This is a genomic window from Brucella cytisi (genome assembly GCF_038433355.1).
Taxonomy (GTDB): Bacteria; Pseudomonadota; Alphaproteobacteria; order Rhizobiales; family Rhizobiaceae; genus Brucella; species Brucella cytisi.
The window spans coordinates 7,501-25,216 of sequence record NZ_JBCAUP010000031.1 but is presented as its reverse complement, the minus strand read 5'-3'; the positions used below and the strand labels follow the sequence as shown (position 1 = coordinate 25,216).

Below are 17,716 nucleotides of genomic sequence, written 5' to 3'. Positions count from 1 at the left end.
AGACGGCGAAGGAATTCGATATTCAAAACTAAGGGCATGAAAACGGCTCGCTCTCTTCCGTCACATTACGACTGCCTGCAAAGCTTTTTGTCGGAGCTTGAACGGCGCAACGATCTCATTCGGATCAAACGTTCGGTTTCGCTCGTCCAGGAAATAACAGAAATCCACAAGCGTGTGCTCGAAGTGGATGGTCCGGCATTACTCTTCGAACAACCGGTCGATGCAGACGGTCATCAACATTCAATTCCACTCGTGGCCAATCTTTTTGGTTCCGCGCGACGTATTGCATTGGGACTTGGTCGTGCCGTCGAGGAAATTCCCGATCTTGCGGAGATGCTTGCGGAACTGCGTGCACCAAAGCCGCCCCGTTCAGCAGGGGAAATATGGAGCAAGCTGCCTTTGGCAAAGGCAGCATTGGATATGCGTCCTCGGCAGCTCCGACGCGCATCGGTGCAGGCGACGATACTCGAAGGCGAAGCAATCAACCTCGATCTACTGCCGATCCAGTGGTGTTGGCCGGGAGAGCCTGCGCCGCTTGTTACCTGGCCGCTGGTTATCACGCGGGCGCCAGACGATCCATCCGACGTAAATGTCGGAATTTACCGGATGCAGAAGCTTGGCCGGGATAAGTTGATCATGCGCTGGCTCGCCCATCGCGGCGGTGCGCGTCATCACCGCATGTGGCAAAAGCGAGGCGAGGATATGCCTGTTGCCGTTGCTATCGGGGCCGATCCGGCGACGATCCTTGCAGCCGTTATGCCCTTGCCTGAAGGGATGAGCGAACTGGGCTTCTCGGGCCTGCTTGCTGGACGAAGGCCTTCCGTCGTTGATGCGCACACTGTGCCGCTCTCCGTGCCCGCTAACGCTGAAATCATTCTGGAAGGGCGAGTTTCCACATCAGTGATAGCGCCAGAGGGGCCTTATGGTGATCACACGGGCTATTACAATAGTGTCGAGGAATTTCCGGTCATGCAGGTGACAGCGATAACCATGCGGGAAAACCCGGTCTATCTTTCGACCTATACCGGTCGCCCGCCGGACGAGCCCTCAAGACTTGGCGAAGTGATGAACGAGCTGTTCGTGCCAATTGTACGAAAGCAATTCCCGGAAATCGCCGATCTGTGGTTGCCTCCAGCGGCGTGTTCCTATCGGGCAATAGTCGTTTCGATTGACAAGCGCTATCCCGGTCAGGCGCGGCGGGTGATGATGGGGCTTTGGTCGATGCTGCCACAGTTCAGTTACACGAAGCTCATAATCGCCGTCGATCCCGACATAAATGTCCGCAACTGGGATGACGTCATGTGGGCACTTGCCACACGCTTCGATGCCAGTCGCGATGTCATCACGCTTACCGACACACCAGTGGACTATCTCGATTTCGCGTCGCCGCGCTCAGGTCTGGGCGGGAAGCTCGGACTTGATGCGACCAACAAAATCAGTGCGGAAACTGACCGGGAATGGGGTGCGGTGCTGAAGATGAGCGACGATGTAATCGCCCGCGTGGATGCAATGTGGGGCGAGCTTGGGTTGATTAAGGAAAGCATGCGATGAAACGGGTTGTTGTTGGCATTTCCGGCGCATCGGGCGCTCTCATCCCGCTCAAACTGCTGGAACAGCTTTCTGCTTTAAGCGATGTCGAGCCCCATTTGGTCGTATCGGACGCAGCGCGACACACATTGCGCCACGAGTTGGGTCCAGACGGCTATGCGCTTCTGCACAGGCTGGCGCACAGAAGTTATTCCGTCAGCGATATAGGTGCACTGATTGCGAGCGGATCAGTCGCAACGGCCGGTATGATCGTTGCGCCGTGCTCCATGCGGACGCTCGCGGCGATCGCAACGGGGTACAGCGACAGTCTGTTAACCCGCGCTGCGGACGTTCATTTGAAGGAGCGGCGCAAGCTGGTCCTGATCGCGCGGGAAACGCCGCTACATCTGGTTCACCTGCGGAATATGTGCACGGTGACAGAAATGGGCGCGATTGTGATGCCGCCGGTTCCGGCCTTTTACTTCAAACCCCAATCGGTAGAGGATGTGGCTGATCAGATCGCGGCGCGAGCCATTGATCTGATCGGTATTGGCGAGAAGCAATCGGAGAGCTGGGCGGGAATGCCCGGCAATCGATAGCAGCAGTGATGGCATTATGCGAAAGGTTCGGTTGGGCCTTTCGCTGGCTGGGTAAACCATTTCGGTCCGGTTGCCGTCATATGGATATGATCTTCCAGACGAATACCGAACTGGTCCGGGACCACGATCATCGGCTCGTTGGAGAAGCACATGCCTTTAGCAAGTGGGAGTGAATTCCCGCGAACGATGTATGGAGCCTCGTGAATTTCCAGACCAAGGCCGTGACCGGCTCGATGCGGAAGGCCGGGTAGCGCATAATCCGGTCCCAATTCATACTTCACGAGCGTAGTGCGTGCTGCATCGTCAAGGGTTGAACAAGCCGCACCAAGCTTTGCTGCGTCAAAAATGGCTTGCTGCGCTTCGCGTTCAATTGCCCATATGCGCGAAAACTCTGCGCTTGGATCGTCCAGCATGTAGGTGCGCGTGAGATCGGAGTGATAGCCATCAATCCGGCACCCGGTATCCACAAGGATAACGTCACCGGGCTGATAGAACTGTTCGCCATCTGCGCCATGTGGCAACGAAGTCGCCGTTCCGAACGAGACGATGCAGAATGTCGACCCGCCTGCGGCGCCGAGGGCACGGTGCTGTTCATCGATAAAGCGCACCACTTCGCTTGCGGCAATACCGGGCTTGATCAGCGCGTGCGCTCGGCGATGAACTTCAAGCGTCAGATCCATCGCGTACTGAATAATAGCGATTTCATTGGTTGACTTGCAGATGCGCTGTTCACGGATCAGTTCGCCGCCGTCAAGCAAGCGCTCCGGCGAGATTTCCTGTTTAAGCGCATTATAGACGAACAGCGGCACGGCATCGTCCACGGCAAGTGTCACGCTTGCCGGAATGAGTGATGCTATCAGCGCTGCGCTACTTTCTTCCTCCTGCCAAACACGGATTTCTCCTGGCAGATGCGGCAGGCTTTCTACGCGGCTCTGTTCAAAGCCGGGAACGATATAAATGACTTCCGACGGTGTGACGAGGGCACCCAGAAAACGTTCGCTGATGTGCCAGACAAGCCCGGTATAATAACGCAAACTTGCCGTTGGTCCGAGCAGAAGGCCGCCAATCCCGCGCTCTCTCAACTTGCCTTGCAACAATGCCAGTCGTTCCAAGCGCTCTTCCTGTTCGACCCGCGGAGGAGATGACGGTAAAGTCATAATGCATACCTTTGTGATTTTGTTTGTGCGCAAGCCTGTGTCTGAAAGCGGCTCACTTGTCGCCAGATATATCACGGCTTGCGCTGTCTGAAAGTAATCTCTCTGCTCTTGTGTTCAAAAGTGCAGGACTATAAGGTCAATCGGCGTAACACGATGTGGAGTTCGTTTTTCAGCATTTATTGCGACAGATGCGAAACCATTCCTGCAACTGCATGAGAGAGGCAAGCGCTCACAAATTGATGATTACCGGACCAAACGTCCTATGGTACATTGCAGGCTTGAATGTGAAACATTAAGTGACATCACACTGTAGTAATAATGTTTTGATATAATTCGCGCAGTTTCAAAATGAGTTCAGCGTTTGTGAGGTTTCATGTCCGAGATATGGCAGTGGGTTTCCGCTTTCGGTTTTTCGATTGTCATCATCGTCGCTGCGCTGGTCTATCTCAACATGTCCAACCGTGAAACGCCTGGCGACATGTTCAATCTTTTCACCAAGGTCGGCGCTGTCGCAGTGGCATTCGTTGCCGCTCTTGCGAGCCTGGCCGCCGCAGCTATTATTGATTGATCCAACCGCTTATATTTTCAGCGAAGACACTGCGGCTTCGCTTTTATGTACATAATCATTGGCATCCTGTTGTCGCTGAAATAGCAGGATAAAAAGCAAGTCCGTCAGAACCAGTTGTGCATCGCGTGCGGTGATCGATGATGAGCGAACGCGTTCTTCGTCTGCGACTGTGTACAGACGAATGTCGGCGATCTTATTGAGCGGGTTCTCGTTGAGTCCTGTGACGGCAATCACAGTCGCTCCCCATTTTTTAGCCTGTTCAGCAATGCGAAGGGTTTCAATGCTCGTTCCGGAATAGGAAAGAGCAAACAGAACATCGCCTTCGTGCAATGTGGAAACATTGGCCATCTGGATGTGACTATCGCTGTCGTGCATCACATTGCGACCGAGCTTCATCAGCTTGTAAGAAAAATCGCGTGCGACGAGTGACGATGCGCCGACGCCGGCGAGGTGGATACGCCGGGCGCTGATCAGGGCTTGCAAAGCGCCGTCGATACCTTTTTCATTGTTGACGGAAATCGTCTGCTGCATGGATTGCAGTTTACTGCCGATAAGCTTCTGCAGAACCGTGATATAGCTGTCCCCGGTCTCAATGCTGCCATGGACCATGCCTGCCGGAACCTGCCATTCCTTGGCGCGCGCCTCGCTGACGGCGAGTTTAAGTTCCTGATAGCCGTCAAACCCGAACTTCTGACTGAACTTGACGACGCTGGATTGACTCCGACCGGTTGCGACCGCGAGCGCGGAAGAGGAAAGCTTCAGTACCTGTTCTGGATGATCGACGATGAACTGGCCGATCTTTCGGTCTGCAACAGTCAATTCGTTCAGTTTGGCGTTGATCTTTTGCAGGATCGACATGCGCGATTATTCCCCATTCCGGCGCCGGAGGGCTCGATATTCGGTTGCCTTGCCTCATAGGATAACCGAAATTGATTTGGAATATAAAATTCCAATCTTTTAAAATTTACGGAATGAGCTAACAATCCGCAAGAGAGGACATGGTGGAGAGACATGGAACGATTGCGAATTGTCGGTGGACGACCATTGCAGGGAGCGGTCAATATCTCCGGTGCGAAAAACGCCGCGCTGCCTCAGATCGCGGCTTCCTTGTTAAACCCTCACCCTGTTGAACTTACCAACCTCCCAGCGGTGAGTGATGTCGGAAACATGCTCAATGTCGTGCAGTCATATGGGGCACGAATCTCCCGCGCGCCGCACTCGACGACAATAACCGCCACAGATGTTGTCGGAGGAGAAACTCCTTATGACACTGTAAGGCGAATGCGTGCGACGGTTCTGGTGCTGGCACCCTTGTTGGCCAGACTGGGCAAGGTTCGTGTTTCCTTGCCGGGCGGGTGTGCCATCGGTGCGCGTCCCGTGGATATGCACTTGAAAGCGCTCGCAACACTTGGCGCAGATGTTTCCATTGATCGCGGCTGGATCGTGGCTTCGACTGATAACGGCCTGATCGGAAGCCGGATTGTTTTGCCAGCGCCTTCCGTTGGTGCGACGGCGACGGCGATGATGGCGGCAACTTCCGCTCGTGGCGAAACGGAAATATTGAATGCGGCTCGTGAGCCGGAAATTGGCGACCTCGCCGCATGTCTCGGGGGCATGGGGGCGCAGATTGAAGGAGCGGGTACGCATCGCATTCTGATCCAGGGCGATACATCTTGGCAGACTGCACGCCACCACGGCATACCGGATCGAATCGAGGCCGGAACTTACGCTGTTGCTGCCGCCATTACAGGCGGCACGCTCGAACTCACGCATGCCCGTCTTGAACATCTCGCGTCTGTTGTGCAAGTGCTTGAAACGATGGGCGTAAGCGTTTGGCCAAGTGATCGCGGATTGGTTGTTTCACGTAGCGGTTCCTTGCGTGGAACTGATCTGACGACAGAGCCCTATCCTGGTTTTCCGACCGATCTGCAGGCCCAATTCATGGCACTGGCAGCTTGTGCCGAAGGAGCATCACTCATTCGCGAAACGGTGTTCGAAAGCCGGTTCATGCATGTGCCGGAACTGATGCGGCTTGGTGCCGACATCAAACTGCATGGGACAACTGCGCTGGTACGCGGCGGGCGCCCGCTGCATGGCGCACAGGTTATGGCAACGGATTTGCGGGCGTCCGTGTCACTTGTTCTTGCAGCGCTCGTGGCCGAGGGAGAAACTGTCGTTAATCGCATCTATCATCTGGATCGTGGATATGAACAGCTTGACCGCAAACTGAAGCTTTGCGGTGCAGATATAGAACGGCTGTCAGAATGACGTCGGACAGGATTGGGAAAGATCAGTTCTATCTTGGTGTGGATGGCGGCGGTACGGGCTGTCGAGCCCGGCTGGAAAATGAGACCGGCAATGTGCTGGGACAAGGATTGTCTGGCCCGGCAACTACACGGCTCGGGATAGACAAGGCGTGGGAATCCATCGCACGTGCGTTTGACGCAGCAATCAGCGAGGCGGGCCTGGGTGCTGAAGAGTTGGCCAGAACACATGCAGGCGTTGGGCTGGCGGGCATAGGCAGGCAAGGTGCGCTTGAAGGACTTCAGGCTATACAGCATCCCTTTTCGAGTATTCATTTCATGAGTGACGGCAAAGGCGCATGTCTCGGTGCACATTCGGGTAGTGATGGGGCTATCGTTATTGCCGGGACCGGCTCAATTGGTCTCGGCTTCGTGAATGGTATCGACATTCGCGTCGGAGGCTACGGCTTTCCAATTTCCGACGAGGGCAGTGGTGCTTTTCTGGGGCTGTCAGCGATTCAACAGGCCCTTCAGGCTTATGATGATCGGATCGAGCGTACGCCGCTTCTCTATGAGGTTATGGAGCGCTTTAACCAAAGCCCGATGGAAGCTGTGGCGTGGATGGACTGCGCAACCGCTACGGAATATGCGTCTCTGGCGCCTATGGTCATGCGTCATGCGGACCAGGGAGATGCAGCGGCACGCCGTATCGTTCAGGCGGCTGCGGGCCACATAGATACTATCGTGCGCGTGCTTTTCGAAAAGGGGGCGCCGCGCGTGACCTTGCTTGGCGGGCTTGCTACCCCACTTGAACCGTGGTTGGCGCCCGACGTCCGCAGGCGGTTGAAACCTGCCGACGGTGATGCGGTTTCCGGTGCGATCATTCTTGCGCGAAACATGGCTTCTGCAAATAAGGAATAATTTATTCCTTATTTTGATTGACTGAAGGAATTTATAATCCTAACATTTATTAACTATAAGGCGGCGCGTTTTGAACGCTGCTCGATAAGCAGGCAGAGGCATGACGGAACAGGCGTTGTTATCTGAACTGGATAGACTGGTTTCTGAAGAGCGAAACCCACGCACGATGGATATCGATCTCTTGTCGAGCCTTGCTATCGTACGCCGCATCAACGACGAGGATCATCTGGTTCCCGTTGCTGTTGAGCAAGTGCTGCCTCAGGTCGCCGAGGCCGTCGATAAGATCGTCGACGCATTTCGGGTTGGCGGCCGGCTGATTTATTTGGGCGCAGGAACAAGCGGACGTCTTGGCGTTCTCGATGCATCGGAATGTCCGCCGACTTTCAGCGTACCGGAAGGCATGGTGATCGGGCTGATTGCAGGCGGCGTGGATGCATTGCAACATGCAATCGAAGGGGCAGAAGATGATCCGTCGCTCGGGGAATCTGATCTGCGCAACATAGGTCTGACTTCGCACGATGTTGTCGTGGGAATCGCCGTTAGCGGGCGAACGCCCTATGTAATAGGCGGTCTCGCCTACGCAGCATCTATCGGCGCTACGACCGTAGCGCTCTCCTGCAATCCCGATTCGACCATTGCGACCATGGCTGAAATCGCGATATCGCCGGTTGTTGGGCCTGAAATACTGACGGGCTCGACGCGGCTCAAGTCCGGTACGGCGCAGAAGCTCGTTCTTAATATGCTGACGACGGCGAGCATGATCCGAATAGGGAAAACATACGAGAATCTCATGGTGGACGTCAGTGCCACCAACAATAAGCTTGTCGCGCGGGCATCGCGAATTGTCATGCAGGCAACCGGTTGCGGGGCGGGGGAGGCAAAACGCGTTCTCGCTTTGACGGATAATGAGGTCAAGCTTGCAATCCTCATCACGATCACCGGAATGCCAGTGGATGAGGCAAGAAAGGCATTAAAGAATGCTGGGGGATTTCTTAGACAGGCAATAAATGCCAATAAAGCGTGAGCCGAAGCGGGGAAGCAGTCGGACATTAGCATTGCAGTCATTTGCGAGGGAAGAAAATGGGAGCGAGTTTCAAGAAAAGCCTTATTGCGGGCGCAGCCGCAATAGCGTTGAGCATTGGAAGCTTTGGTGGATTAGGTGTTTCGACGGCTTTTGCCGCGACGCTCCGAATGGCCTGGTCGCAGGATGCCACTGGTCTCGATCCGCATAAGCAGCCAGCATTCTCATCGATTCGTCTGCTCGAGCTCATCTATGAGCCGCTCGTCCGTCTTGGTTCCGACCTTCAGATCGCGCCTGCCATTGCCAAAAGCTGGGAATTTTCCGAAGGCGGAAAGGTTCTCACATTCAAGCTCGACAAGAATGCGAAATTTCAGAACGGTCAGCCGGTAACGCCAGCCGATGTGAAGGCCTCCTTCGAGCGCATTCTGGATGAAAAGACAGGCGCTGTCGCGCGTGCGAACTTCGGTTCCATTTCTGCTATTGAAACGCCGGACGCTGAAACGGTCGTCTTCAAACTCTCCCAGCCTGACGTTCCGCTATTGGCTGCAATCGCCAGCATCAATGCGGCGGTCGTTCCAGAAAGCGAGATCAAGGCGGGAACTATAGGTACGAAAACTGTTGGGTCGGGCCCATTCGTCCTTGAGCGCTGGGAACCGAATTCCAAGGAAGTGCTGAAAGCCAATCCCGACTGGGCGGGCGGTAAAGTAGCGATCGACGGGATCGATATCAGTGTCCTGCCGGACGAAACAGCAATCCTTGCAGCGCTTCGCGCCAAGCAGATCGACTTTGCGCTCCTCAGCGACCCGCTGGTCGCAACGATGGTGTCAAACGAAAGCGCTCTGGAACTGGTGCGCACTCCGGCTCTTGCTTATCATGTCCTGCAGTTGAACCCGTCGCGCAAGCCGATGACGGAACTGGCGGTGCGTCAGGCAATCTCCTGCGCCGTTGATCGTCAAGATGTGCTCGATACAGCCTTGCTCGGTGAAGGCAAGGTAACGGGCCCGCTGACAATGCCGGCCTATGCGAGCGATCCAAACACGCTCTTCTGCTACAAGCGCGATGTCGAAAAAGCGAAGAAGCTGATGGCGGATGCCGGTTATGCGGATGGTTTTTCGGCAACTATCATTGCTGCGAATGGAGAGCCTGCAACCGCTGCAGCCGAAGCCCAGGTTCTCCAGTCGCAACTCGCCGAAATCGGCATCAAGCTCGATATCCGCATGATGGAACTCAACGTCTATGTCGATACGTGGTTGAAGGGCGACTTCGATATGGCGGTGGCGCTTAACGGTGGTTCGGCTGATCCCTACACGATGTATGGCCGTTACTGGACAAAGGCGGGTAACCTGCAGAAAGTCGCACAGTATATTGACGATACGCTTGACGATTTGATGCAAAAGGGAAGAGCCGAAACTGATCCTGAAAAACGCAAGCTTATCTTCTTTGACTTCGAAAAGCACATAACAGAAGTTTCTCCTTGGATATGGCTTTATACGGCCAACAACTACGTCGCCTACCAGAAGAACGTTACCGGTTTTGAGCCTCGCGCTACCGGTTCGCTGTTCGGCGTAACCAAGCTGCAGATCGGGCAGTGATGTCATGAAATCCGCCACGTCTTCAATATGGAGGCGTGGCTTTCCAGTGCCTTCCTTGATGGCAGGCCGTGAGTAATCTGACATGAATTATCTGACACGTCGGCTGCTGACATTTCCCCTGGTTATGCTGGGGGTGTCGATCCTTGTCTTCGTCGCGATCCGTATGGTTCCAGGTGATTCCATTACGGCTATGCTTGGAACGGAAGCAGGGCTGCTGACGCCGGAACAGCGGCAGTCTCTGGCGCAATATTTTGGTATCGACCAAAGCTGGACCACACAGTACTGGCGTTGGCTCGGTGACGTAGTGCAAGGTAATCTGGGTGTCTCGGTCACATTCGGGAAGCCAGTTCTGACAGTTATTCTTGAACGCTTCCCGCTGACACTGCAGCTGGCATTGATGTCGATGATTATTGCCTTGCTCATCGGCCTCCCGGCAGGGGTTTATGCAGCAACGCGCAACGAAAAAATGTCCGATCTCGTGGTTCGCATTTTTGCAATGATCGGGCAGTCGACTCCGAGCTTCGTTCTTGGTCTCCTCTTCATTTATATTCTTTCGGCAGGGTTCGGTGTCTTGCCTGCCATGGGCGAATTCACGCCACTATGGGTAAATCCGTGGCAGAATTTTCTACAGATGATTTTGCCCGCCATAACGCTCGGCTGTGCATTTGCGGCGTCGGTCACACGCATATCGCGTTCGGCTATGCTGGATGTTCTCAGTGATGATTATGTTCGCACAGCGCGCAGCAAGGGGGCCTCGGCTCGCTCTGTCATCTGGCGACACGCATTGCCGAACGCACTCATCCCTGTGGTGACGCTGAGTGGTGTAGAATTCGGTTACCTTCTGGGCGGAGCTGTGCTGGTCGAGCAGATCTATGCTCTGCCGGGGCTCGGACGCATGGTGCTGGATGCCATATTGCAGCGCGACTATGCGCTGGTACAGGGTAGTATTCTCTTCATCGCGTTAAACTTCATGATCGTCAATCTGCTTGTTGATCTTCTTTACGTTGCGCTCGATCCGCGCATTCGTCTGGGGGAAAACTAATGCAGATATTGCGTTCCGTTTTTGCTCATCCGAGTGGCCGTATCGGCGGGCTCATCGTATTGATCTATCTGATCGTCGCGTTTCTGGGGTATTTCGGTTTTACGCCGCATGACCCGTTGATGCAGTACCGGATAGACAGGCTGCGTCCTCCAAGTGCTGCTCACTGGATGGGAACTGATCTGTTCGGTCGTGACGTCATGAGCCGCCTGATGGCAGGCATCGCGCAATCCTTCATCGTTGGCTTTTCTGCGGTCGGAATTGCCGCCATCACGGGCACCGTTCTGGGATTGACTGCGGCATGGTTTGGGCGCTGGTGGGATGGAACTGTCATGCGCGTCATGGACGTGCTTCTGGCATTTCCGGCAATCTTGCTTGCGCTTCTGATCATTGCCGTTGTCGGACCGGGAACAGGAACAAGTATCGCCGCCATTGCCATCGTCTATACCCCGATTTTTACGCGGGTTGTGCGTGGTCCGGCGTTGTCGATCAAAACACGTGAATTTGTTGATGCAGCGCGTACGTTCCACAGTAGCAACCGTTACATCCTTTCGCGCCATCTACTGCTTAATCTGGTCGCGCCTCTGACCGTACAGATCACCTTGGCGCTTGCCTGGTCGCTGCTGACTGAAGCAGGCTTGAGCTTCCTCGGTCTCGGCACGCAGCCGCCGGCTTCGTCGCTTGGTCTCATGCTGGCAGATGCGCGCAATCTCATGGAAACCGCGCCATGGCTGCTGGCATTTCCGGGACTGGCGATCATGATCGGTATTCTTGGCTTCAACCTTCTGGGTGATGCTCTGCGCGACATTCTCGATCCCAGAATGCGGAGGGTAGCGGCATGAACAAGCTTCTGTCCGTCTCAAACCTTCGTGTCGGTTTCGGGCGCAATCCTGAAGCCAATGAGATTGTGCGCGGTGTGAGTTTCGATCTCGCCGCCGGGGAAACGCTGGCGATTGTCGGGGAAAGCGGTTCCGGTAAATCTGTAACGGCCTTGTCGATCAATCGCCTTGTGGATTTTGGCGGCGGGCACATTATCGATGGAACGATCGAGCTGAATCGCGCGAACGGTACCACCATCGATCTTGCGACTGCGAAAGAAGCTGAGCTGACGAAAGTCCGCGGCGCGGAAATCGGCATGATTTTTCAGGAGCCGATGACGTCACTCAATCCAGTGCTCACTATCGGGACACAGATTGAGGAATCGTTTCGTCTTCACCGTGGACTTACCGGCAAGCAGGCAGCTTCCGCTGCCAAGGACGTACTTGATCGCGTACGCATTCCGGATGCTGCACGGCGTCTCAAATACTGCCCGAACCAGCTTTCCGGCGGTATGCTGCAACGGGTGATGATTGCAACGGCGCTTGCGTGCAATCCGCGCCTCATGATCGCCGATGAGCCGACCACTGCGCTCGATGTTACGGTACAGGCACAGATCATGGCACTTCTGGCAGAGCTGAAGCGCGAAACCGGCATGGCGATGATCTTCATCACTCATGACATTGGTCTGGTCGCAGGTATGGCCGACAAGATCATGGTCATGCAACACGGCGAGGCAGTGGAGCAAGGTGAACTGAATGTCGTTCTCGATCAGCCTCAGCATCCTTACACGCAGCATCTCCTGAAGGCTGTGCCACATTTTGAAAGCGGCAAGGCTGTACGAACGGATAACGTACGCGCAGCCAAACCCGGAACGAATCCGATTCTGGCTGTGGAAGGGCTCACAGTCCGGTTCCCCGTCAAGGGCGGCATTCTTGGCCGCAGACTTGGTGCAGTTCATGCCGTGGAGGGTGTCGATTTCGATCTTGTTCCGGGCGAAACACTGGCGGTCGTAGGGGAGAGTGGTTCGGGTAAGTCGACGACTGCGCGTGCAATTCTCGGGCTCGTCAAAGCGTCACGCGGCAAGCTTGAAGTCGGTGTAACTGATACCGCCGACACTCGAAATTCATCTTCTGTGCAGATGGTTTTTCAAAATCCCTATGCATCGCTTAATCCTCGTCTGCGTATAGACGGCATTCTTGCTGAACCGGTTATAGCTGCTGGCGGGCGCGGCGGGCCGGAAACACGACAGAAGATGCTGCAGTTGCTTGACCGGGTGGGGCTGCCTGCAAACAGTCTGGAGCGCTACCCACACGAGTTTTCGGGTGGGCAGCGCCAGCGGCTTTGTATAGCCCGCGCCTTGATGCTGAATCCTTCAGTGGTGGTGCTCGACGAAGCCGTCTCAGCTCTCGACGTATCCGTACAGGCGAAAGTGCTGGAGCTGTTGATCGATCTCCAGAAGGAACGTGGTCTCGCTTATCTGTTCGTGTCGCATGATATGGCGGTGGTGGAGCGTATCGCGCATCGCATCGCCGTCGTTTATGCTGGGCAGATCGTGGAAATTGGCGATGCCGCTTCCATCCTTTCTGCACCAAAACACTCCTATACGAAGCGGCTGATCTCTGCCGTTCCAAGTATTGATCGGCGCAACGAGCATTTTACCCTCGATACGCGACAAGTGCCTTCACTCGTACGCCCGCTGGGATATGAGCCGGCACCGGCAAACTGGCAGACATATGGTCATGATCACATGGCCCGGACCGAGGCATAACTATCATGGCAGAACCGAATGTCCGCCACTCCGTCGATACTGCTTTTACGGCTCGCTTTGAAAAAGCTTTTAGCCTTCTGACAGGTGCGTGTGACTCAGGCCGTATTCCGGGAGGTGTGCTCGGAATGGTCGATCTCTCCGGGAACCGGGCTGTCCGGGCGACCGGCTATGCGCAGACCATTCCGGCCCGGCGCGCGATGACAACCGATACGTGGTTCGATCTCGCTTCGCTGACCAAAGTGATTTTCACGACACCTCGCATCCTTACGCTGGCCGAGGAAGGTGTCATTGACCTCGATGCACCATTGATCACGTTGCTTCCGGATCTTCGGCAATATGATAATGATGCCTGGGAGCGCAAAGTCACCTTTCGTGAATGTCTCGGCCACCAGACGCCATTTCCGTCGGTCGAACCGATCTACACATATGGACGAGATCCGGAATTGTTGCGCGCATTCGTATTGCAACGCGAATGGAGAGAATCCGCGCTGGTTTATTCAGACATCAATTTCATTCTGCTCGGTTTTGCGATGGAAAGATTTTACGGCAAGACCATTCGCGAGATGGACCCCGGCGAAGGCTTTGCCTTTTCCGCGGAGCCGGAGATTAGTGCCGCTACCGAAGATTGCACCTGGCGCAATCGTGTACTCTGCGGTGAGGTGCATGACGACAATTGTTCAGCGTTGCAGGGTGCGGCGCACGCGGGTCTGTTCGGTACGGGTGCGTCCATACTCGATTTTGCGCTTGGCTTGCTTGACGGCACGGGTGCATCGCAAAACGTTATCGAACACATGCGCCAACCACTATCCGCCACCCGCACGCATGGCTGGGAACGGCCTTATGACGGTTGGTCGGGGGGCAATTTCAATTCGAAGGATACAATCGGGCATACCGGTTTCACGGGAACCGGCTTGTGGATTGATTTTGAAGCGGGCAGGGCATGGACCTTGCTCACCAATCGTATTCATCCGACACGTCACTTTGACGGCGGTATTCTGGCGCTGCGTCAGGGTGTCGGCGACGCAATTTCATTGGGATAGGAGACGTCTATGCAGCCAATATGGGCCGTTGGCCTGATGACCGGTACCGTTCTTGATGGAAACATCGATGTTGCTCTGTTGAAAACTGATGGCGAAACCATTGCGGAATTCGGCGCTTACGCGTTGAAACCTTATCCCCTTTGGATTCGTGATCTTCTCGAACAGGCGCAGGCCGAGGCTCGCGTCTGGAATTTTGAGGGCACGGAACCTGCGATTTTTGCTGAGGCCGAGGAAGCGCTGACACGCGCGCAGTCTGCGGCTGTGCGCGAACTGGTCGAGGAAAGCGGGCTGTCGATGACGGATATCGGCGTTGTAGGTTTCCACGGGCAGACGGTTTTGCATCGTGCACCGCAGGCAGGCAGGCTTGGTGATACGAGGCAGCTTGGCGATGGAAGACTTATGAGCGAACTGCTCGCTACTAAAGTGGCTTATGATTTCCGGACGGCAGATATTCGGGCTGGCGGGCAGGGTGCTCCGCTTGCGGCCGTCTATCATGCTGCCTTGCTTCGCAGTGCTGATGCGAGTGGCAATACTGCGATCCTCAATCTCGGTGGCGTCGGTAACATCACCTGGTGGGATGGTGATGATGCGCTTGTGGCATTCGATACCGGTCCAGCCAATGCGCCTATCAATGACTTTATGAAAAAGCGGGGATTGGGCGAAATGGACCGCGATGGGGCACTGGCGGCAAAGGGTAAGGTAGACGAAAACCGGCTCGCCGAACTGCTCAAGCACCCCTATCTGATTGCTCCGTATCCCAAGTCGTTGGATCGCTTCGACTTTACTGAGACGATGGCAGACGGTCTGAACGAGGAAAATGGCGCGGCGACATTGACAGCGTTCACGACCTCAGCGGTGGGGAAGGCTCTGGACATTCTGCCGCGTCGGCCGAAACGGCTTGCAGTCAGTGGCGGTGGCCGTCGCAATCCAACCATGATGCATATGCTGGTCGAGCGAGCCAAGGTGGAACTCGTGCCTGTCGAAACGCTTGGCTGGCGAGGCGATGCTGTAGAAGCTGAATGTTTTGCTTTCCTCGCAGTGCGAGCCTTGCGCAGTTTGCCTATCAGTTTTCCGAGCACAACCGGCGTTCCTGAGCCGATGACCGGCGGAAAACTAGTCGGTTGAGGAGACAATAACTATCCAATTTCTCCAAAGGGCAGCGTCAAACACGTTGTCTTTTTTGTTTTTGACAGCACGAATTGAGCCTGATTGACCTAGTGCTCAGCTGATACGGCATATTAAAAGCGTTACTATCCAATAAAAACGATCTAACATTAGGGTAATTCACTAACTGCGGTCGTTTGAAGTTACGTTGCGGCAAGCTTGACGTCGATATTCCATTTTTATTGCATAAGAACATGAAAAAATACAAGACTCATGCGATCTTCACGTTGGTTTAGGCAATTCTCTTTATTGTTCTAATTTATCATGGAGAAATGCAATGAAACTAATTCGAGTCCTTGCCTGTCTGCTCTTGCCTTTCGTCTGGCTATCCGGGGCCGCTGCTGAACCGCTGGCCAAACCGACGGGTAAGCCGATCCTGGTCATATCCGGCAATATTTCGAATACAAATGTTGGTAATACAGCGCAATTTGATCGGGATATGCTGGAGGCCCTGGGTTTGGTGACCGTAGAAACGGCAAATCCATGGTATGATGGTCGTGTGCGTTTTGACGGCGTGTCGATGGACAAGCTTATGACGCTTGTCGGTGCCAAGGGAACGAAAGTGACTGCGGTAGCGTTGAACGATTATGTTAGCTCGTTACCGATGGAAGACTTCAAGAAGTTCAATGTTATTCTTGCCATGAAACGAGATGGCAATTACATGCCGGTTCGCGATAAAGGGCCATTGTTTGTTATTTACCCGTATGACAGCGACCCACAGCTCCAAAGCCAGACCTATTACACACGTTCCGCGTGGCAGGTTGCCAAGCTGATAGTTGAATAGAGGCAAAGTGTGAGACGAATTCTAGGCGTCATTATCTGTTGTTTCGTGGTGGCAACGGCCTATATCGCCTATGTCATTGCCGAACGACAGACAGCGCTTCAGAAATTCTCCCGTTATAATGATTCCTGGGCTGTTGGTCAGACAGTATCGGAATATATGCGGCTTGAACATGTTCTGGCTGGATACGTCCTGGATATGAACGAAGAAACGCGCGACGAAGTGCGGCTTCGCCTCGATATTATGCTCGGGCGACTGGAACTGTTGCAGCAAGGCAATCTGCGCTCCTTCATTCAAAACGATCAGCGGCGACGCGATCTCTTTTTGAAGTTAAGCGACGTTCTTCAGGCACTTGACGTCCAACTGGATAAACTTGATGCAGACGAGGTCAAAACCCATCTGCAATTAATGAGTGCGCTTGATGGTCCGATGACAGCGCTTGCGTCATCTGCAGTTGAGTATGATGTCGGACTTATCGATGCTGCCCAGGCAGAGGTTCGCCAGTTGCATCTCATCTACACCGGATTGGCAGCGGGCCTCATTCTCTGCGGCGTCGTGCTCGTTATTCTTCTGCTGCGTCACAACAAGCTTCTTGATCGGGCGCATGGCAGCATGCAACGCCTGACAAGCGATCTTCGGCAAGCGACAGGTGAACTGCAGTCGCAGAATTTTCGGCTGGAGCACGATGCACATCACGATGCGCTCACCGGATTGCCCAATCGTGTCCTGTTCCGGCAGGATTTGGAGAAAAGGCTTGAGGCCGCACAGACGGGAAGCCAGTCGGCCATTATTCTTCTTCTGGATCTTGATGGGTTCAAGGACGTAAACGATACGCTTGGGCATGATGTTGGCGACGCACTGTTGCAGGCAGTTGCACGACGTCTTACCAAACTCGGCGAACGAGGTGACATGGTGTGTCGCCTGGGTGGGGACGAGTTTGCCGTGCTTTCCACGGGATTACGGGAAGAGGAAGCACTGGAACTTGCGGATCGCCTGATGGACGTGATCAGCCAGCCTTATCATGTCGGCGAGCTGGAAATCAAAATCGGAACCTGTGTTGGTGTCGCAATCTCCGAGGGTGAACCCGACACGGAGGAACTTTTCAAACATGCCGATTTGGCGCTTTATGAGGCAAAGGCTCTCGGGCCTGGTCATGCGAGCGTATTCAAATCGCAGATGCAGACGCGTTTGCGGGAGAAGAAGTCATTTGAAGCCGATCTTCAGAAGGCACTGGAGAATGGTGAAATGGAAGTTTACTATCAGCCGCAGGCCTGCACCATAACGCGTGAGATTTGCGGTTATGAGGCTTTGCTCCGTTGGACCCACCCTATCCGGGGGGCAGTTTCGCCGGTTGAATTTATTCCTGTGGCAGAGAAGATTGGCTTTATTCACGCACTCGGGGATTGGGTACTCAAGACGGCCTGTCTTGAAGCTGCTCATTGGAACAAACCGCTCAAGATCGCGGTCAACCTCTCTC

General features: G+C 54.6%; 16 protein-coding genes (1 of these 16 cut by a window edge). 14 read left to right on the top strand and 2 right to left on the bottom strand.

Annotated elements, in window-relative coordinates; genetic code table 11:
* The first annotated feature begins 36 nt into the window (after positions 1–36).
* Together AAE521_RS22885 and AAE521_RS22880 are read left to right on the top strand one after the other, a co-directional pair.
* The gene (locus AAE521_RS22885) at positions 37–1,551 is read left to right on the top strand and encodes a UbiD family decarboxylase (protein ID WP_342062587.1); all 1,515 of its coding nucleotides are present in this window, start codon (positions 37–39) and stop codon (positions 1,549–1,551) included.
* Entirely contained in the window at positions 1,548–2,126 is a 579-nt protein-coding gene (locus AAE521_RS22880) for a UbiX family flavin prenyltransferase (protein WP_342062586.1), read from the top strand. Before AAE521_RS22885 ends, AAE521_RS22880 begins: the two co-directional genes overlap by 4 nt.
* A 14-nt stretch (positions 2,127–2,140) precedes the next feature.
* On the opposite strand, the gene AAE521_RS22875 is transcribed toward AAE521_RS22880, so the two are convergent.
* Entirely contained in the window at positions 2,141–3,283 is a 1,143-nt protein-coding gene (locus AAE521_RS22875) for a M24 family metallopeptidase (RefSeq protein ID WP_342062585.1), read from the bottom strand.
* Positions 3,284–3,656: 373 nt separating this feature from the next.
* Between AAE521_RS22875 and AAE521_RS22870 the strand changes: the two genes are divergently transcribed.
* Positions 3,657–3,851, top strand: coding sequence for a hypothetical protein (locus AAE521_RS22870; protein WP_342062584.1), 195 nt, complete (start codon positions 3,657–3,659; stop codon positions 3,849–3,851).
* 9 nt (positions 3,852–3,860) lie between these two features.
* Here the strand turns inward: AAE521_RS22870 and AAE521_RS22865 are convergent, their stop codons facing one another.
* A complete protein-coding gene (locus AAE521_RS22865; protein ID WP_071633840.1) occupies positions 3,861–4,709 on the bottom strand; it encodes a MurR/RpiR family transcriptional regulator in 849 nt (282 codons plus the stop codon).
* 153 nt (positions 4,710–4,862) lie between these two features.
* On the opposite strand from AAE521_RS22865, the gene murA reads away from it, so the two are divergent.
* The 11 genes from murA to AAE521_RS22810 all read left to right on the top strand — a co-directional run.
* Positions 4,863–6,119 carry a UDP-N-acetylglucosamine 1-carboxyvinyltransferase gene (murA, locus tag AAE521_RS22860; RefSeq protein ID WP_342062583.1) on the top strand — a complete coding sequence of 419 codons (1,257 nt, stop codon included), beginning with the start codon at positions 4,863–4,865 and terminating at the stop codon, positions 6,117–6,119.
* Positions 6,116–7,015 (top strand): glucosamine kinase nucleotide-binding domain-containing protein, encoded by a 900-nt coding sequence (locus tag AAE521_RS22855; RefSeq protein WP_342062582.1) that lies wholly within the window; start codon positions 6,116–6,118, stop codon positions 7,013–7,015. Before murA ends, AAE521_RS22855 begins: the two co-directional genes overlap by 4 nt.
* A 100-nt stretch (positions 7,016–7,115) precedes the next feature.
* Entirely contained in the window at positions 7,116–8,039 is a 924-nt protein-coding gene (murQ, locus tag AAE521_RS22850) for an N-acetylmuramic acid 6-phosphate etherase (RefSeq protein WP_342062581.1), read from the top strand.
* Between the two features lie 56 nt (positions 8,040–8,095).
* Complete coding sequence (locus tag AAE521_RS22845; protein ID WP_342062580.1) at positions 8,096–9,628, top strand: ABC transporter substrate-binding protein; 1,533 nt, start codon at positions 8,096–8,098, stop codon at positions 9,626–9,628.
* A gap of 82 nt (positions 9,629–9,710) precedes the next feature.
* A complete protein-coding gene (locus tag AAE521_RS22840) occupies positions 9,711–10,670 on the top strand; it encodes an ABC transporter permease (RefSeq protein WP_071633835.1) in 960 nt (319 codons plus the stop codon).
* Complete coding sequence (locus AAE521_RS22835; protein WP_071633834.1) at positions 10,670–11,509, top strand: ABC transporter permease; 840 nt, start codon at positions 10,670–10,672, stop codon at positions 11,507–11,509. The genes AAE521_RS22840 and AAE521_RS22835 overlap by 1 nt, the downstream gene beginning before the upstream one ends.
* On the top strand, positions 11,506–13,254 hold the full coding sequence (locus tag AAE521_RS22830) for an ABC transporter ATP-binding protein (RefSeq protein ID WP_071633833.1): 1,749 nt from the start codon (positions 11,506–11,508) through the stop codon (positions 13,252–13,254). The genes AAE521_RS22835 and AAE521_RS22830 overlap by 4 nt, the downstream gene beginning before the upstream one ends.
* A gap of 5 nt (positions 13,255–13,259) precedes the next feature.
* Positions 13,260–14,294: a serine hydrolase domain-containing protein gene (locus AAE521_RS22825; RefSeq protein ID WP_342062579.1), complete on the top strand. Its 1,035-nt coding sequence runs from the start codon at positions 13,260–13,262 to the stop codon at positions 14,292–14,294.
* Between the two features lie 9 nt (positions 14,295–14,303).
* The gene (locus tag AAE521_RS22820) at positions 14,304–15,419 is read left to right on the top strand and encodes an anhydro-N-acetylmuramic acid kinase (protein ID WP_071633831.1); all 1,116 of its coding nucleotides are present in this window, start codon (positions 14,304–14,306) and stop codon (positions 15,417–15,419) included.
* Positions 15,420–15,735: 316 nt separating this feature from the next.
* On the top strand, positions 15,736–16,242 hold the full coding sequence (locus AAE521_RS22815; protein WP_071633830.1) for a putative pterin-binding protein: 507 nt from the start codon (positions 15,736–15,738) through the stop codon (positions 16,240–16,242).
* 9 nt (positions 16,243–16,251) lie between these two features.
* Positions 16,252–17,716, top strand: partial view of a putative bifunctional diguanylate cyclase/phosphodiesterase gene (locus AAE521_RS22810; protein WP_342062578.1) — the 5' portion only. 515 nt of this gene lie beyond the right edge of the window; the window shows 1,465 of its 1,980 coding nt (coding positions 1–1,465); it begins with the start codon at positions 16,252–16,254; the stop codon falls past the right edge of the window.

Coding starts and splice junctions, on each gene's coding strand:
- AAE521_RS22855 (WP_342062582.1), top strand. CDS start 6,116: ATGACGTCGGACAGGATTGGGAAAGATCAGTTCTATCTTGGTGTGGAT.
- AAE521_RS22870 (WP_342062584.1), top strand. CDS start 3,657: ATGTCCGAGATATGGCAGTGGGTTTCCGCTTTCGGTTTTTCGATTGTC.
- AAE521_RS22830 (WP_071633833.1), top strand. CDS start 11,506: ATGAACAAGCTTCTGTCCGTCTCAAACCTTCGTGTCGGTTTCGGGCGC.
- AAE521_RS22880 (WP_342062586.1), top strand. CDS start 1,548: ATGAAACGGGTTGTTGTTGGCATTTCCGGCGCATCGGGCGCTCTCATC.
- AAE521_RS22885 (WP_342062587.1), top strand. CDS start 37: ATGAAAACGGCTCGCTCTCTTCCGTCACATTACGACTGCCTGCAAAGC.
- murA (WP_342062583.1), top strand. CDS start 4,863: ATGGAACGATTGCGAATTGTCGGTGGACGACCATTGCAGGGAGCGGTC.
- AAE521_RS22875 (WP_342062585.1), bottom strand. CDS start 3,283: ATGACTTTACCGTCATCTCCTCCGCGGGTCGAACAGGAAGAGCGCTTG.
- AAE521_RS22825 (WP_342062579.1), top strand. CDS start 13,260: ATGGCAGAACCGAATGTCCGCCACTCCGTCGATACTGCTTTTACGGCT.
- AAE521_RS22820 (WP_071633831.1), top strand. CDS start 14,304: ATGCAGCCAATATGGGCCGTTGGCCTGATGACCGGTACCGTTCTTGAT.
- murQ (WP_342062581.1), top strand. CDS start 7,116: ATGACGGAACAGGCGTTGTTATCTGAACTGGATAGACTGGTTTCTGAA.
- AAE521_RS22815 (WP_071633830.1), top strand. CDS start 15,736: ATGAAACTAATTCGAGTCCTTGCCTGTCTGCTCTTGCCTTTCGTCTGG.
- AAE521_RS22835 (WP_071633834.1), top strand. CDS start 10,670: ATGCAGATATTGCGTTCCGTTTTTGCTCATCCGAGTGGCCGTATCGGC.
- AAE521_RS22865 (WP_071633840.1), bottom strand. CDS start 4,709: ATGTCGATCCTGCAAAAGATCAACGCCAAACTGAACGAATTGACTGTT.
- AAE521_RS22840 (WP_071633835.1), top strand. CDS start 9,711: ATGAATTATCTGACACGTCGGCTGCTGACATTTCCCCTGGTTATGCTG.
- AAE521_RS22845 (WP_342062580.1), top strand. CDS start 8,096: ATGGGAGCGAGTTTCAAGAAAAGCCTTATTGCGGGCGCAGCCGCAATA.